Source organism: Psychroflexus aestuariivivens (genome assembly GCF_004010055.1).
In the GTDB taxonomy this organism is placed as follows: Bacteria; Bacteroidota; Bacteroidia; order Flavobacteriales; family Flavobacteriaceae; genus Psychroflexus; species Psychroflexus aestuariivivens.
The window spans coordinates 1-16,093 of sequence record NZ_RQVT01000044.1 but is presented as its reverse complement, the minus strand read 5'-3'; the positions used below and the strand labels follow the sequence as shown (position 1 = coordinate 16,093).

13 protein-coding genes are annotated in these 16,093 nt (G+C 34.6%); 12 read left to right on the top strand and 1 reads right to left on the bottom strand.

The genetic code is table 11. The annotated features are described in order from the left end of the window. The first annotated feature begins 128 nt into the window (after positions 1 to 128). Genes polA through guaD form a run of 3 tightly spaced genes read left to right on the top strand, consistent with a single transcriptional unit; the run spans position 129 to position 4,979 of the window. The gene (polA, locus tag EIG86_RS07555; protein ID WP_127845562.1) at positions 129 to 2,960 is read left to right on the top strand and encodes a DNA polymerase I; all 2,832 of its coding nucleotides are present in this window, start codon (positions 129 to 131) and stop codon (positions 2,958 to 2,960) included. Between the two features lie 18 nt (positions 2,961 to 2,978). Further along, on the top strand, positions 2,979 to 3,608 hold the full coding sequence (locus EIG86_RS07550; protein WP_127845561.1) for a hypothetical protein: 630 nt from the start codon (positions 2,979 to 2,981) through the stop codon (positions 3,606 to 3,608). Between the two features lie 6 nt (positions 3,609 to 3,614). Beyond that, on the top strand, positions 3,615 to 4,979 hold the full coding sequence (gene guaD, locus EIG86_RS07545; protein ID WP_205030468.1) for a guanine deaminase: 1,365 nt from the start codon (positions 3,615 to 3,617) through the stop codon (positions 4,977 to 4,979). 53 nt (positions 4,980 to 5,032) lie between these two features. Here the strand turns inward: guaD and EIG86_RS07540 are convergent, their stop codons facing one another. Then, entirely contained in the window at positions 5,033 to 5,566 is a 534-nt protein-coding gene (locus EIG86_RS07540) for a DUF5004 domain-containing protein (protein WP_127845560.1), read from the bottom strand. A 172-nt stretch (positions 5,567 to 5,738) separates the two neighbouring features. Here EIG86_RS07540 and rplM point away from each other — a divergent pair, with 172 nt between their 5' ends. From rplM to EIG86_RS07495, 9 genes are all read left to right on the top strand, one after another. After that, on the top strand, positions 5,739 to 6,194 hold the full coding sequence (gene rplM / locus EIG86_RS07535) for a 50S ribosomal protein L13 (protein WP_127845559.1): 456 nt from the start codon (positions 5,739 to 5,741) through the stop codon (positions 6,192 to 6,194). After that, complete coding sequence (gene rpsI / locus EIG86_RS07530; protein WP_127845558.1) at positions 6,195 to 6,581, top strand: 30S ribosomal protein S9; 387 nt, start codon at positions 6,195 to 6,197, stop codon at positions 6,579 to 6,581. A 168-nt stretch (positions 6,582 to 6,749) separates the two neighbouring features. After that, a complete protein-coding gene (rpsB, locus tag EIG86_RS07525) occupies positions 6,750 to 7,586 on the top strand; it encodes a 30S ribosomal protein S2 (protein WP_127845557.1) in 837 nt (278 codons plus the stop codon). 80 nt (positions 7,587 to 7,666) lie between these two features. Further along, entirely contained in the window at positions 7,667 to 8,494 is an 828-nt protein-coding gene (gene tsf / locus EIG86_RS07520; protein ID WP_127845556.1) for a translation elongation factor Ts, read from the top strand. Positions 8,495 to 8,632: 138 nt separating this feature from the next. Beyond that, a complete protein-coding gene (gene pyrH / locus EIG86_RS07515; protein WP_127845555.1) occupies positions 8,633 to 9,340 on the top strand; it encodes a UMP kinase in 708 nt (235 codons plus the stop codon). 19 nt (positions 9,341 to 9,359) lie between these two features. Further along, positions 9,360 to 9,914 carry a ribosome recycling factor gene (gene frr / locus EIG86_RS07510; RefSeq protein ID WP_127845554.1) on the top strand — a complete coding sequence of 185 codons (555 nt, stop codon included), beginning with the start codon at positions 9,360 to 9,362 and terminating at the stop codon, positions 9,912 to 9,914. A 40-nt stretch (positions 9,915 to 9,954) separates the two neighbouring features. Then, on the top strand, positions 9,955 to 12,282 hold the full coding sequence (locus EIG86_RS07505; protein ID WP_127845553.1) for a hypothetical protein: 2,328 nt from the start codon (positions 9,955 to 9,957) through the stop codon (positions 12,280 to 12,282). Between the two features lie 56 nt (positions 12,283 to 12,338). Next, positions 12,339 to 14,750 (top strand): efflux RND transporter permease subunit, encoded by a 2,412-nt coding sequence (locus EIG86_RS07500; RefSeq protein WP_127845552.1) that lies wholly within the window; start codon positions 12,339 to 12,341, stop codon positions 14,748 to 14,750. Positions 14,751 to 14,905: 155 nt separating this feature from the next. Next, on the top strand, positions 14,906 to 16,093 hold a 1,188-nt coding region (locus EIG86_RS07495; RefSeq protein WP_157983122.1), incomplete at its 3' end, for a hypothetical protein.

The window sequence follows — 16,093 nt, the reverse complement described above, 5'->3', positions numbered from 1 at the left end:
TGAATGTTTTAATCCAAATTAAAACAAAAAATAATTATTTTCTACATCAGAGTTGGTCAGTTTTTTGTCCAACTTTTTTGGCTTAGACAGAAATTCAACTAAATTTACAACAAAGTAAAATTCAACTTATGGCTTCCAAAAAAAGATTGTTTTTAGTGGATGCGTATGCGATGATTTTTCGTGGTTATTACGCTTTGATTAAAAACCCAAGAATAAATTCCAAAGGACAAGACACTTCTGCAATTATGGGGTTTATGAATTCGCTTTTCGATGTGATTAAGCGTGAAAACCCAGATCATTTGGCTGTATGTTTCGATAAAGACGGTAGCAAAGAACGCAAAGAAATGTTTGAAGATTACAAGGCTAATCGAGACGAAACCCCTAAAGTTATCAAAGAATCTATTCCGATTATTCAAGATATTTTAGATGCCATGGAAATTCCTGTCATTGAAATTTCTGGTATGGAAGCCGACGATATTATTGGGACTTTAGCTAAACAAGCCGAAGCTGAAGGTTATGAAGTTCACATGGTGACGCCAGATAAAGATTTTGCACAACTGGTGACCGAAAATATTTTTATGCAGCGTCCAGCAAGAATGGGTAACGCCATTGAAGTTTGGGGAATTCCAGAAGTTCAGAAAAAATTTGGTGTAGAACGTCCAGAACAAGTTATTGATTACCTAGGAATGATGGGCGATTCTGCCGATAATATACCGGGATTACCTGGTGTTGGTGAAAAAACTGCTAAAAAATTCCTAAAACAATTTGGTTCCATGGAAGCTTTGTTGGAAAATACTGACCAATTGAAAGGCAAAATGAAAGAAAAAGTGGAAGCCAATGCTGAATTGGGTATTTTATCTAAAAAGTTAGCCTCAATTTTTACAAATTGTGATGTTAAATTCGATGAATCTAAATATGAAGTGTCTCCGCCAAAAGTTGAAAAAGTTTTGGATATTTTCAAAGAATTAGAATTCAGAAGATTGTCTGAACAATTTTTGAAAATGTACAATCAAAGTAGCGAGGATATGAATAATTCCACTACTTCAAATTCTAAAAAAGCTGAAACCTCAGCCGGTTCTGGTCAATTTTCACTTTTCGGGAATGATACTGATGGAGAAAATGTAGAAGTTTCAGATTTCAATGGCTATAAAACTTTAGAGAACACCGATCATAATTACCAATACATCAAAGGAAACTTAGCTGTCGATTTATTTATAAAAAAATTAATGTCGCAGAATTCGGTCTGTTTTGATACCGAAACCACAAGTTTAAAAACTTTGGATGCAGAGTTAGTTGGAATTGCTTTTTCATGGGAAAAACACAAAGGTTTTTACGTCGTTTTTCCAGAAAACCAAAATGAAGCACAAGAACTGATCAAAAAGTTTCAGCCCTTTTTTGAATCTGAAAACATCCAGAAAATCGGTCAAAATTTGAAATACGACATCAAGGTTTTGGCAAATTATAATATTAAAGTCAAAGGACCGCTTTTCGATACGATGCTGGCGCACTACATTATCAATCCAGATATGCGTCATAATATGGATATTTTGGCAGAAACTTATCTGAATTATTCTCCACAACCTATTGAAGATTTGATTGGTAAAAAAGGCAAAAACCAAAAATCGATGCGCTCTGTTGATATCGAAGATCAGACGCAGTATGCTGTGGAAGATGCTGATATTACTTTTCAATTGAAAAAATATTTTGAAGCTGAATTGAAAGACGCCCACAACCAACCGCTTTTTGAAGAGATGGAAATTCCGTTGCTTCAAGTTTTGGCAGCTATGGAAATAGAAGGCATAAAACTTGACAAATCTGCACTTGAAAATATTTCAGAAAAACTGAATACGGATATTCAAAATCTTGAAAAATCTGTATTTGAAGCTGCCAAAGAAGAATTCAATATTGGGTCACCAAAACAATTGGGCGATATTTTGTTTGGAAAATTAGAAATCGCAAAAAAACCGAAAAAGACCAAATCTGGTCAGTTTTCAACTGCTGAAGATGTGCTGTCGAATTTCGCCAAAGAACACCAAATCGTAAAAGATGTTTTGGAATGGCGACAATTATCAAAATTGAAAAGCACTTACGTCGATGCTTTGCCGAAACAAATTCACCCAAAAACAGGCAGAGTTCACACCGAGTTTATGCAAACGGTAGCTGCAACCGGACGTTTGAGCTCCAATAATCCGAATTTGCAAAACATACCGATTCGGACTGAACGCGGACGAGAAGTGAGAAAAGCATTTGTTCCTAGAAATGAAGACTATATTTTGATGGCAGCGGATTATTCGCAAATTGAACTTAGAATTATAGCCGCACTAAGCGAAGAGGAAACTATGATTCAGGCTTTCAAAAACGGTGAAGATATTCACGCATCAACCGCTGCTAAAGTGTTTGGTGTGAAAATAGATGAAGTCACCCGAGCGCAACGAAGCAATGCCAAAACCGTAAACTTTGGAATTATTTATGGCGTTTCTGCATTTGGATTGAGTAATCAAACAGATTTATCCAGAAGTGAATCTAAAGAGTTGATAGAAACCTATTATAAAACTTATCCAAAACTGCGCGAATTCATAGATAATCAAGTTGAATTTGCTAAAGAAAACGGTTATGTGAAAACCGTAATGGGTCGCCGCCGATACCTAAAAGATATCAACGCAAGGAATAATGTTGTGCGAAGTGCTGCCGAACGAAATGCTGTGAATGCGCCAGTACAAGGCAGCGCAGCAGATATTATAAAAGTAGCAATGATCAATATTCACAAAGAAATGATTCGAGAGAATTATAAATCGAAAATGTTGCTGCAAGTCCATGATGAATTGATTTTCGATACACATAAAGATGAATTGGATAAACTGCAAGTTTTGGTTAAAGATAAAATGGAAAATGCTTTTAAACTTCAAGTCCCGCTAGATGTTGAAATCGGAACTGGACAAAATTGGCTAGAAGCACACTAAAATTTAAAATCGTTTATAATGAAATTGACTCAAGAATTCAAAGAAGCACTTTCAGGTTTGCCAGAAAAGGAAAAAGATAAGTTGATTTTTAGGCTAATCAAAAAAGATAATATTTTGTTGCAACGTTTGTTTTTTGAATTGGTTGATGATGAAAATCAAGATGAAAAACGTAAGCAATTAGAGAATAAAATTAAAGATAGAGTTGCTTATATGAAACGCACATTCTATTCGCCAGGAACCTTGATGATGGATTTGCGTTACTTGAGTGGAGAAATTACTGAACACACAAAAGTCACTAAAGACAAGTTCGGCGAGCCTTATTTGAATTTAATAATGCTCAAAGAAGTCCTAAAACAGCTCAATCCTGATTTGACAAGATTTTCACCAGGAAAAACACATAAGTTTGATATTTATGTTGTCAATCGAACATTTAAAATTATGATACTGGTTAGTAAACTTCACGAAGACTTGATGATGGAGTTTGAACCGCTGATGCTAGAGTTATCGAGATATTTCGGTCAAAACCAGAACCTAATGCACGCAGCCATTCATAATGGTTTAGATGTGAATTGGTTGGCGCATTTCAATATTCCTGAGGACATACAAATGATTCAGCGTGACTTGCGAAACCAAGGTTTTTTAAGATAAAAAACCATGAAATCACTTTTAAAATTATTAATACTTTTTGTTTTAATGTCTACTAACGCACAAAATATAGCTATTCGGGGTTCAGTATTTCATTTCAAATCTGATCCAGAGAAATCTACTGATGCCTACGAATATTTCGAAGATGGTTTGATGATTATTGAAGATGGTTTCATAAAAAAAGCAGGAAACTTTAATGATTTCAAAGATGAAATTCAAGACTTTGAATTCAAAGATTATTCTGGAAAGTTGATTATGCCGGGTTTTGTGGATGCGCATATTCATTTTCCTCAGACAGAAATGATTGCTTCACATGGCAAAGAATTGATGCAGTGGTTGGATAATTATACGTTTCCTACGGAAGGTAAATTCAAAGATAAATCGCACAGTCGTGAGGTTGCTCAATTTTTCCTGAATCAACTTTTGAAAAATGGAACCACGACAGCTTTGGTTTTTGGAACAGTTCACAAAGAATCTGTCGATGCTTTTTTTGAAGAAGCTGAAAAACTAAATTTAAGAATGATTGCCGGTAAAGTCATGATGGACAGAAATGCGCCAGAATATTTGTTGGACACACCAGAAAGCAGTTATGAGGATTCAAAAAAACTGATTAAGCAATGGCACGGCAAGGAACGATTGCAATATGCTGTGACGCCAAGATTTGCTATAACTTCCACAGAAAAGCAATTGGCGCAAGCTAAACGACTTTTGGAAGAATTTCCAGATGTGTATTTGCACACGCATTTATCCGAAAATAAAAGTGAAATTGAATTCACCAAATCACTTTTTCCAGAGGCAAATTCCTATTTGGATGTTTATGAAAAAGCAGGATTGTTTGCTGAAAAAACAGTATTTGCACATAGTATTCATTTGTCTGAAAATGAATGGCAGACTTTAGAAACTCACGATTGTAGCATTGCATTTTGCCCTACGTCAAATTTATTTTTGGGCAGCGGATTATTCAATCTACAGAAAGCGGCTCAACACAATTTAAGAGTTGCATTTGGAACAGATGTTGGCGCAGGCACGAGTTTTAGTATTTTGGAAACCATGAATGAAGCTTATAAAGTGACGCAATTAAGAAAAGCTTTTGCTTCTGAACCAGAAAGTGTTTTGCCATTATCTGCATTGAAGTCTTTCTATTTGGCAACTTTAGGTGGAGCTAAAGCACTTCATTTAGATCGTTTTATCGGAAATTTTGAAACCGGCAAAGAAGCGGATTTTGTAGTTTTAGATTTAGAAAGTACAGATTTGTTGAAATTCAGACTTCAGCGTTGTGAAACTTTAGAAGAAAAACTTTTTGTACTTCAAATCTTAGGAGATGACCGAAGTGTGCTTCAAACTTACATTAAGGGAAAACCAGTTTTAAATTGAAAAAGCTGCCCAAATTTGGACAGCTTTTGAACTTATTTTGTATTTTGAAATGATTAGTTTTCTTCAAAAACAAATTCAATAGATTGTAAATCTGCATTTTCATTATCTGAAATATCAAAATCAAAATATGAAGCTGCTTGTGCGTTTGTTACGGTAAAACTAAGTTGATTTCCGCTTAAATTCACTTGAAAATCATCGGTTTCAACATTATTTTCAATTTCAGTAGTGATGCTAAGTGTGCCTCCATTTAAGCTATAACTCCCAGAGGTATTCTTGTCTTCACAATTTAAAACTGTTTCACCATTGACATCGTCAAAATCTAATCCAGGATAATCTAGCATGAAATTGCTATCCGATTGAAAATTGACCGTCATATTGTCGAAACAATCTGTTTCATTTGTAATATCAGTATTGCTAGTTCCATCATTGTTCAAATCAACACCAGAACTTGCGTTCATTTCAATAAGTGTCCAGTTGCCTTCAAGATCATTTTCAGATAAAGTTTGTACCTGATCATCGTCATCACTGCAACTTATTAACAGGACAGAACACATTAAAAGACTTAAAAAAGATTTCATAAAATTCATATATCTAGTTTTTTATTCATTACAAAGTAACACAAAATATTGAAAATAAGCATGCTTACAAAAATATTCTTAGCGGCGGCTTGCTATATAAATTTATAATCGTAAATTTGCACCCTTATTTTCACGAGTGTGATTATAAAATAGGAATGTTTAATTAGTAAAAAATTTAAGTGTGGACACATTAAGTTACAAAACGGTATCAGCCAACAAAGCAACTGCAGATAAGCAATGGGTTGTGGTTGATGCAGACGGACAATCGCTTGGTCGTGTAGCTTCTATTGTTGCTAAACTTTTGAGAGGTAAGTACAAGCCTAGTTTTACCCCGCATGTCGATTGTGGCGATAATGTTATCGTTATCAATGCTGAGAAAGTCAACTTGACTGGTAAAAAATGGGACTCAAAAGAGTATATCCGATATACAGGATATCCGGGCGGACAAAGAAGTTTAACGGCGCAAGAAGTTTTTGACAAGAGCCCAGCGCGTCTTGTAGAAAAATCTGTAAAAGGAATGCTACCTAAAAACAAATTAGGTTCTGCGTTATTTAGAAACCTACGCGTCTTTGCAGACTCAGAGCACAATTTAGAGGCTCAAAAACCAAAAGAAATTAATATAAACGAACTAGTGTAAATGGATACAATTCACAAAATTGGCCGTAGAAAAACAGCTGTAGCTAGAGTTTATCTTTCTGAAGGTAAAGGAGACATAACTGTCAACAAAAAGAAAGTGAACGAATACTTCACAACTGGTCCTTTACTTTACAAAGTCAATCAAGCTTTAAACTTGACTGGCAACGAAGGTAAATTTGATCTTAGTGTAAATGTTTATGGTGGTGGAATTTCAGGACAAGCTGAAGCAATAAGACTTGCTATTTCTAGAGCAATGTGCGAGCTTGACCCAGAAAACAGAGCGACTTTAAAACCAGAAGGATTGCTTACAAGAGATCCGAGAATGGTTGAACGTAAGAAATTCGGTCAGAAAAAAGCAAGAAAGAAATTCCAATTCTCAAAACGTTAATTGGCAGAATTTTTTTCAAAATTTGAAATTATTAAAAAGTTCAATTTTTTGTTGTTATCTGGATTCGTCCAGAGTTAGTTTAGCATCTAAATGAATAAGGTCTTTTTGAAATCGCAAAAGCCACTTATTTATTGCTATCCCAACAGAAGAACGTAAACTAAAACAAAAATGGCAAAACAAGTAGAAGTTAAAGAACTACTCGATGCAGGTGTACACTTCGGTCACCTCACAAGACGATGGAATCCAAATATGGCGCCTTATGTTTATATGGAGCGCAACGGCATTCACATCATCAACTTATACAAGACAGTTGCTAAAATGGAAGAAGCTGCAGAAGCACTTTCTAAAATAGCAGCTAGCGGAAGAAAAATTCTTTTCGTTGCTACCAAAAAGCAAGCTAAAGAAATTGTAGCTCAAGAATCTCAAAGAGCGCAAATGCCTTATATTACTGAAAGATGGCCTGGAGGAATGTTGACAAACTTTGTCACCATCAGAAAATCTGTAAAGAAAATGGCAGCTGTAGATCGCATGAAAAAAGACGGAACTTTCAACTCTTTATCTAAAAAAGAAAGATTGCAAGTTGAACGTATGCGTGCTAAATTAGAGAAAAACTTAGGTTCAATTTCTGATATGACAAGATTGCCTGCTGCAATTTTCGTTGTCGATACTTTGCGTGAGCATATCGCGGTAAAAGAAGCACACAAATTAAACATTCCTGTTTTTGCAATGGTGGATACCAACTCCAATCCTAGAGATGTGGATTATGCGATTCCAGCCAATGATGATGCTTCAAAATCTATCGAAAAAATCATGTCAAATATGGCAGACGCTATACTTGAAGGTTTGGATAGCCGTAAAGAAGGTAAAGCGAAAAAAGCTGATAAAGCAGAAGCAAAACCAAAAAAATCTGAAAAAGAAGCTGATGTTCCTGTGGTTGAAAGCGTTCCAGCTGATAAAGCTGAACCAAAGAAACCTGCGACAGACGAAGCTAAAGATTCAGAATAAATTTTCAAATCATTTTATAAAGTCGTTTAGGTTACAATTGACCTAAACGACTTTGATATTAACATAAAACAAATTAAATCATGGCAAAAATAACGGCTGCTGAAGTAAACAAACTTAGAAAAAGCACTGGTGCTGGTATGATGGATTGCAAAAAAGCCCTAGTTGAAAGCGAAGGCGATTTTGACAAAGCCATTGAAATACTTAGAAAAAAAGGTCAAAAAGTTGCTGCAAAAAGAGCCGACAGAGAATCTTCTGAAGGTGCTGCTATTGCTGTAGTCAATGATGATTCAACAAAAGGTGCAATCATATCTTTGAATTGTGAAACTGATTTTGTTGCGAAAAACGATTCATTTATAAAAATGGCAAATGATTTTGCACAACTTGCACTTGGTGTTGACACCAAAGAAGCACTTCTAAAATTGGATTACAACGGCGTTACAGTTGAAGAAAAATTAACTGAGCAAACTGGTGTAATCGGTGAGAAAATTGAAATCGGTACTTTCAAAACACTTAAAGCTCCTTTTATAGGATCTTATATTCATGCTGGTAACAAAATTGCTGTTATCACGGCGCTATCAAAAGCAGCTGAGGGAGCTGAAGAAGTTGCAAAAGAAGTTTCTATGCAAGCTGCTGCGATGAATCCTGTAGCATTAGATGAAGACGGTGTAGATCAAGAAGTCATCGACAAAGAAGTTGAAATTGCTAAAGATCAACTTAGACAAGAAGGAAAACCTGAAGAAATGCTTGAAAAAATTGCTAAAGGAAAAATTCAGCGTTATTTCAAAGACAACACTTTGGTGAATCAGGCTTTCATAAAAGACAGTAAACTAACTGTTGCACAACATGTGAAGAATGAATTAGGAAAAGATGTTGAGGTTACTGCATTTGAAAGAGTAGCTTTAGGATAAATCCTGAACAATAAAACCATAAAAAATCCGTTTTGCTGAATTGTAAGACGGATTTTTTTATGCTTAAAATTCAAAAAAATATCCCATTTAATCAAAAAAGATAATCCTTATATTTGCAAAACTTTATTTTTATCAACTATGCAATATAAACGAATATTACTCAAACTTTCTGGAGAAGCTTTAATGGGAGACCGCAGTTATGGTATTGATCCAAAACGATTAGATGCTTACGCAAAAGAAATAAAGAGTATAGTAGATAAAGGTGTTGAGGTAGCAATTGTTATTGGAGGCGGAAATATTTTTCGAGGTATTTCTGGTGCCAGCAAAGGAATGGATCGTGTACAAGGTGACCACATGGGAATGTTGGCAACAGTCATTAATGGTTTGGCACTCCAAAGCGCATGCGAAGATAATGATATGCAAACTCGGCTACAAACTGCGATAAAAATAAACGAAGTTGCAGAACCTTTTATTAGAAGAAAAGCCTTGCGTCATTTAGAAAAAGGACGTGTGGTTATTTTTGGTGGTGGCACAGGAAATCCCTATTTTACAACTGATTCAGCAGCAGTTTTAAGAGCTATTGAAATAGAAGCAGATGTAATTTTGAAAGGCACGAGAGTTGATGGTATTTACACTTCAGATCCAGAACAAAATCGAGATGCGACAAAATTCGATTTTATTTCTTTTGACGACGTGTTGAGGAAAGGACTGAAAGTAATGGATACTACAGCTTTTACATTAAGTCAAGAAAATGAATTGCCAATCATTGTTTTTGACATGAATACACCTGGAAATTTAATGAAAGTGATTTCTGGAGAAAATATTGGTACCAAAGTAAATCTTTAGATATTAAAAACAATTTAAAATGAACGAGGATATAGAATTTATAATAGACAATGCCAAAGAATCTATGCAGGAAGCTATCAAGCACCTGGAAAAACAATTGGGTAACATCAGAGCGGGAAAAGCAAATCCTTCAATGTTGTCTTCTGTAAAAGTAGAATATTATGGCAGTATGACGCCACTAAGTCAAGTCAGTAATATCAACACGCCAGACGCCAGAACCTTGTCAATACAACCTTTTGATAAATCATTGATTCAAGAAATTGAGAAAGCAATTATGAACGCCAATCTTGGATTCAACCCGATGAATAATGGTGAAAATGTAATCATTAATGTTCCACCATTGACAGAAGAGCGTAGAAAACAATTGAGTAAACAAGCAAAATCTGAAGCGGAAGAAGCTAAAATTGGTGTCAGAAACGATCGTAGAACAGCAATGAACGAAGTTAAAAGTGCTGATTTACCTGAAGATGTTCAAAAAGACACAGAAGAAGAAATTCAAAAATTGACAGATCAGTTTATAGCTAAAATTGACAAGATTTATGAAGCCAAGGAAAAAGAAATTATGACCGTATAATGTCAATGCAAATTACAATTGATACCTATAAATTTATACTTTGAGAATACTGTATTTTCTAAACATTTTCCTTCTTTTTTTATCAGTATCAAACAGTTATGCGCAAGAACTTATTTCAGGTAAAATTGTTGCAGAAGACAATAAAGATTCAGTTTTAGCGAATGCTGTAATTTTAACTAATCACCATCGTGTTTTTTTTACAAATCATGATGGTGATTTTGCATTTGAAGCTGAAGCTGGAGAACGGATTAATCAAATCTTTGCAAGCGGTTTTTCAAGTAAAGAAAAACCAATTTCTATTGAAGGATTATTTCTGCTGAATAGAATATCTTCAAATAAAATTTCAAAAGTTGAGGATTCAGAAGTTGTTAATTTTAAATCTAAACAAGTTCAGAATTCGAATTTTAGCTTTAGAAGTTTAAGCAAAACAAGAATTGAAAATACAAAAAACAATAATCAGAATAGTGATTTTGTATTTAGAAAGCATGCAGATTTCACTTTGACTTCTGAAAAAGGTTTACAACAAAACATTAATGCAATTGGGGTGGATGGTTTGGAAGGCGTTGTGCCAAAAACCGTCAATAAAGATCTACATTCTTTCAATTGGTTCAAAGATTATTTTCAGGTCTTCGAGCAAACTTTTATTTCTCCATTTCATATTTTAAACAGGAGTTATTACGAATTTAGTCTGCTCTTCGAAGATTCACAAATCAAAATTATAAGTTTTCAGCCTGACTTAAATAATGCGTTAAGAAGTTTTCATGGAGTTTTTGTTATCGATAAGCTTGCAGATAAAATAGGGCAAATTCAAGTTACATTCAACCATGATTTTAAATTTACGCTCCAAACAGAATTCAATTTGGATTTTGGACTTCCAGAGGAGTTTAATCTGAATATCAAACCTGGGACAGGCGGTACAAAATTGTCATTCTTTGGCGGCGGACTTGATTTTGGTAGAATTCAAAATAAAAATGTCAACAAATCGCCGAAAACAGAACTTTTCCATAAGCAAATCTTTTTTGATTTTGACTCAGGTGAAAACATCTCACCTATTGATTCTCGTTTTAGTAAAATTTTAGAAAGCAGAACTGAAACTGTTCCTCTAAACTATTGGACGAAATTTGAGCCAAATTTCATTAGTAATGTTCAGCAAAATCAAGATTCTTTGAATGTTTTTTTAGAACAAAAAAAGGTAAAGGCTCGTGTTAATAGAATTTCAGCTTTTGAAGAAGGCTTTTTCCCGATAGGAATGCTGGATGTAGACTTGACAAGGTTAATCAAAATCAATAATTACGAAGGTTTACGTGCTGGTCTGGGCTTGCAAACTAATCACAAATTTTCAGAACGTTTTCGTCTAGGTGGTTATGGCGCTTATGGTACAAAAGATACAAATTTCAAATATGGATTTAATTCTGGTGTTTTATTAACTTCAGACACCAATACTTGGCTGAATGCCTACTATGACAACGATATTCAAGAAGTCGGCATGAATAATTTTCTAACCGATGCAAGAGTGTATTCTATTTTTGAACCACGTTTGGTCAATATTACTTTCTTCTACAAATACGAAAAATACGGCCTTGGATTACAGCACAGTTTCACACCCCAGGTCATGTCCGAATTCAGGGTAAACACCAGTCGAATTTCGCAAACTCGAGCTTATAATTTTGTGATAGGTGAAGACAGTTTTCGAGGTTACCGTATTACTTCTGGGACTTTTGGTTTGCGATGGATGCCAAATTATACCTTTTCAAAAATAGGGCCTAGAACTTATATCGATGATAAAGATTCGCCGGTCATTAGTGCACAAATGACCCAAGCATTTGCTAATATTTTAGAAGGTGATTTCGATTTTACAAAAGTAAGTGCAAAAATTGATTATAAATGGAAGCATTTCAACGGAAGTTCAACTGAATTCAATTTACAAGGTGATTTGGCATTTGGACAAGTACCGCTTACACATTCTTTTCACGCATTTCCCAACAGTCCGAATAAATTTGGGATTTTTGACCGATTTTCTGTGGCTGGTGTGAAGAGTTTCGAAACCATGTATTTCAATGAATTTTTCAGTACAAAATTGGCTTCATTGCATATGAAACATAGTTTGCCGCCGTTTAAATTTTCAAATACAATTCAACCAGAATTTGTAATGATTTCTAGGCATGCTATTGGCGATTTCGAAAATCAAGGTCGGCATCAAAACATCAATTTCAACACCTTATCCGAAGGTTACAATGAACTCGGTTTCGAATTTAACAAAATATTTGCCGGGTTTGGGTTGAGTTTTGCTTATCGTTATGGCGCTTATCATTTGCCTAATCTAGAAGATAATATATCTTTTAAATTCACCTTCTATTTAAAGCTTTGATATTTAGACTGAAATATCTTTCGGTTTTTTACATTTGCAAACCTTAAATACAGATTATGCAGAAACTTTTTAGTTTTGGGTTTTGGAACATCATCGCGGGCAGAATTCTTAGAAATAGAATTCTGATTATTACGGCTTTGGTGCTAATTACCATTTTTCTTTCCATGCAGTGGAAACATATGAAATTTTCATATTCAGAAGCCAATTTATTGCCAGATGATGCTGAAATTAATAAGCAATATGAAGCTTTTGAAGAAAAATTCGGTAGCGATGGCAACATGATTATGATTGCCACCGACGATCCAGAATTATTTACTTCTGAAAAGTTTGAAGCTTGGCGATCTCTGTCAGATACACTAAATAGCTTTCAAGCTATAAAATCTGTGGTTGGTATTCATAATCTAAAATCTTTAGAAAAATTTGAAGATCCAAAGCGTTTTGAAATGCAAAGCATTTTGTCTCAAAATGAAAAACTATCCGAGGAGGAAATTGAAAAATACGGCAAAGAGTTATTTGAAAAATATCCTTTTTATGACGGTTTAATTTTCAATTCAAAAAATAAAACAGTACAGACGGTTGCTTACATGCAAGATAGTATAGTTGATGCAGAGGGGCGAAAAATCTTTATCATGGAAAAATTTATTCCGTTAATTGAAGATTTTAAATCTAAAAATGATTTGGAAATTCATGTTTCAGGAATGCCTTATATCCGCACATTGAATTCTCAAAATATCGTTGACGAAATTCAATGGTTTGTCTTAGCAGCATTACTGGTAACTTCATTTATATTTTTCTTCTTTTTTAGGTCGTTTCGAGCCACATTAATTTCAATGTTAACAGTCATTGTTGGCGTGATGTGGGCTTTCGGTTTTATGGGTTTACTTGGCTTCGAAATCACAGTTTTGACTGCTGTAATTCCTCCATTGATTATTATTATTGGTATTCCGAATTGTATTTTCTTGATTAATAAATATCAGCATGAAATAAAGAAGCATGGTAATCAGGCTAAATCACTGCAACGTGTGATTACTAAAATCGGAAATGCAACCTTGATGACAAACGTAACCACAGCTTCTGGTTTTGCAACATTTATTTTTACACAAAGTGAACTTTTGAAAGAATTTGGAGTTTTGGCTTCTATCAATATTATTGCGATTTTCATTTTGAGTTTGTTGATTATTCCTATTATTTACAGTTACATGCCATTGCCGAAAGACAAGCATTTACGGCATTTAGGTAAGCAATGGATAGAAGGTTTTGTGGAGTGGATTGTTAGAATGGTGAAATATAAAAGAATTACGATTTACTTCTCTGCAGTTGCAGTTTTAGCACTAAGCATCATAGGGATTTACAATATTAAAATTTCTGGAAGTTTGTTGGAAGACATGCCACAATCGGCAGATTTTTTTGAAGATATCAAATTTTTTGAAGATAAGTTTGAAGGTGTTTTGCCTTTGGAAATAATGATCGATACCAAACGTAAAAATAACGTAACAAAGCTTTCCACTTTGAAAAAAATGGACCAATTAAGGGCTGAAATTGAAGAAATTGATGAGCTTTCAGCGCCGCTTTCTTTGGTGAACCTGGCTAAATATTCCAAACAAGCTTTTTATAATAACAACCCAAAGTATTACCAAATGCCGACTTCGCAGGAGCAAACTTTTATGATGCCTTACTTGAAAAGCATGGAAAGTATGCAAAACGGAATTTCATCTTATGTTGATTCAACAGGTCAATTTGCCAGAATGACTATGTTTATGAAAGATATTGGGACAGATGAAATAAAGAAAATTGAAGATAGATTATTACCTGAGATTGAAAAATTATTTCCTGAAGATCGTTTTAATGTCACGATGACAGGAAAAGCTTTGGTCTACCAAAAAGGCACGCATTATTTAGTAGATAATTTGCTGTTATCATTATCATTGGCTATTTTATTGATTGCAATTTTTATGGCTTGGATGTTCAGGTCGGTACGAATGATTTTAATTTCATTGATACCAAATTTGTTGCCGCTGTTGATGACAGCTGGCATGATGGGCTTTATTGGAATTCCAATCAAACCATCTACAATACTCGTATTTAGTATTGCATTTGGAATCAGCGTGGATGATACAATCCATTTTCTAGCGAAATATCGGCAAGAATTGAAAGCCAATCACTGGAAAATTAGACGATCAGTCTACCCAGCACTTCGGGAAACTACAGTGAGTATGTTTTATACCTCAATTGTGTTGTTTTTTGGTTTTTCAGTATTTATGATATCTAGCTTCGGTGGCACAGTAGCTTTAGGTGGTTTAGTTTCTGCGACGCTATTGTTTGCAATGCTAGCTAACTTATTGCTTTTGCCTTCACTTTTATTGTCATTGGAACGTAGCATTGCCAATAAAAAAACGATGAAAGAGCCTCAAATTCAAATCATTGATAATGATGATAGTGAAGATATTATGAGTAAAAACAGTAATTAGTTTACTGAATTTTGACTTTAGTATTTTCACTTTAATTTATAAGCAATTTGCAATAAAATAAACAAAAATTTTGTTCCATTTTTTCTATCTTTGTCCATTAACTTTTTTTAAGTTAAATAAAAGATTTTGAGAATATTAAGAAAGATATTTATATTATGAAAAAAATTATTTTACTTTTAGTTTTAATTGTTTCTATGACCTCCGAAGCACAGGTTACAGAAATTTGGACAGATTACGGTGGTTATTGGAATTCGTCTTCAACGAATATGAACCCAGTTCAACCTGATAACACACATGCATTGCTCGCTTTTAGATTCAATGGTACAAATTACTCTACTGGTGTTGATAACGCAAAGCTGGATAATAATAATGTGACTTACACCTCGCTGACAGTAAGAGCATTGCCAATTGCCTCATTGCCAATATCAGGAGGGGGGACTAGTTATTTTGTCGGTTTAGGTCAATTATTTGATGGAATAGATAATGGTGTTGATAATAGTGCTACAAGTCCATTTCCTGCCATTACACAAGGTTCTGAAGCAGCTAGTTTTCTAACCAGAGGTCCTCAAGGTTTAGATTTAGGTTCATGTTTGGCAAACATTCCGTCAGGAACAACATCAAGATTTAACTTAAGTAGTGGTGGAATTAAAACTTCGCAGCTTAATGATGGTATCCCTGATATTTTAGTGAGTCAGATTGCTGATCCTAGCTCGGGAGGAACGGATCGGTTAAGATTTGTAAATTCTAGTGGTACTATTGTAGGAAACGCAGTGACAATTGATTTAAGTAATAATACACTTTTCCCTGCAGTTGGTACATGGAATCCTGATTTCTATAATTTTAACAGTACACAAAATTCTGGGAATTCTAATTTTATTAATGGAACAAGAGATTTACGTTTTTTTGCGGTAGATTTAAGTAGTTTTGGGATTACAACTGCCAACGCAGGCGACGCTGTAGCACTTGTTTACGAACCAAGAGGAACTTCAGATCCTGCATTCATCGCATTTAATGAGCCATCACTTGGTGTTGCCAGTCAAATTTCCGTGAATTCTCAGCCAAGTGAGCAAAACTGTGATGGGACTTTGCCAAATCCAATAGAAGTTCAAATAGAAGATTCTGATGGCTTTGCTGTACCGCAGTCTAATATTGAAATCACAGCGACTTTGTCAACTGGTCCTGGAGATTTGTTAGGAACGCTTGTTCAAACTACCAATGGAAATGGTGTAGCAACATTTAATAATTTAGAATTCAGTGTAGGCGGTACTCATACCATAGAATTTTCTTACTCTAGTTTAGGAACTGCGACTACCACACCAATTACTTTTCCAGCTTCCTGTACA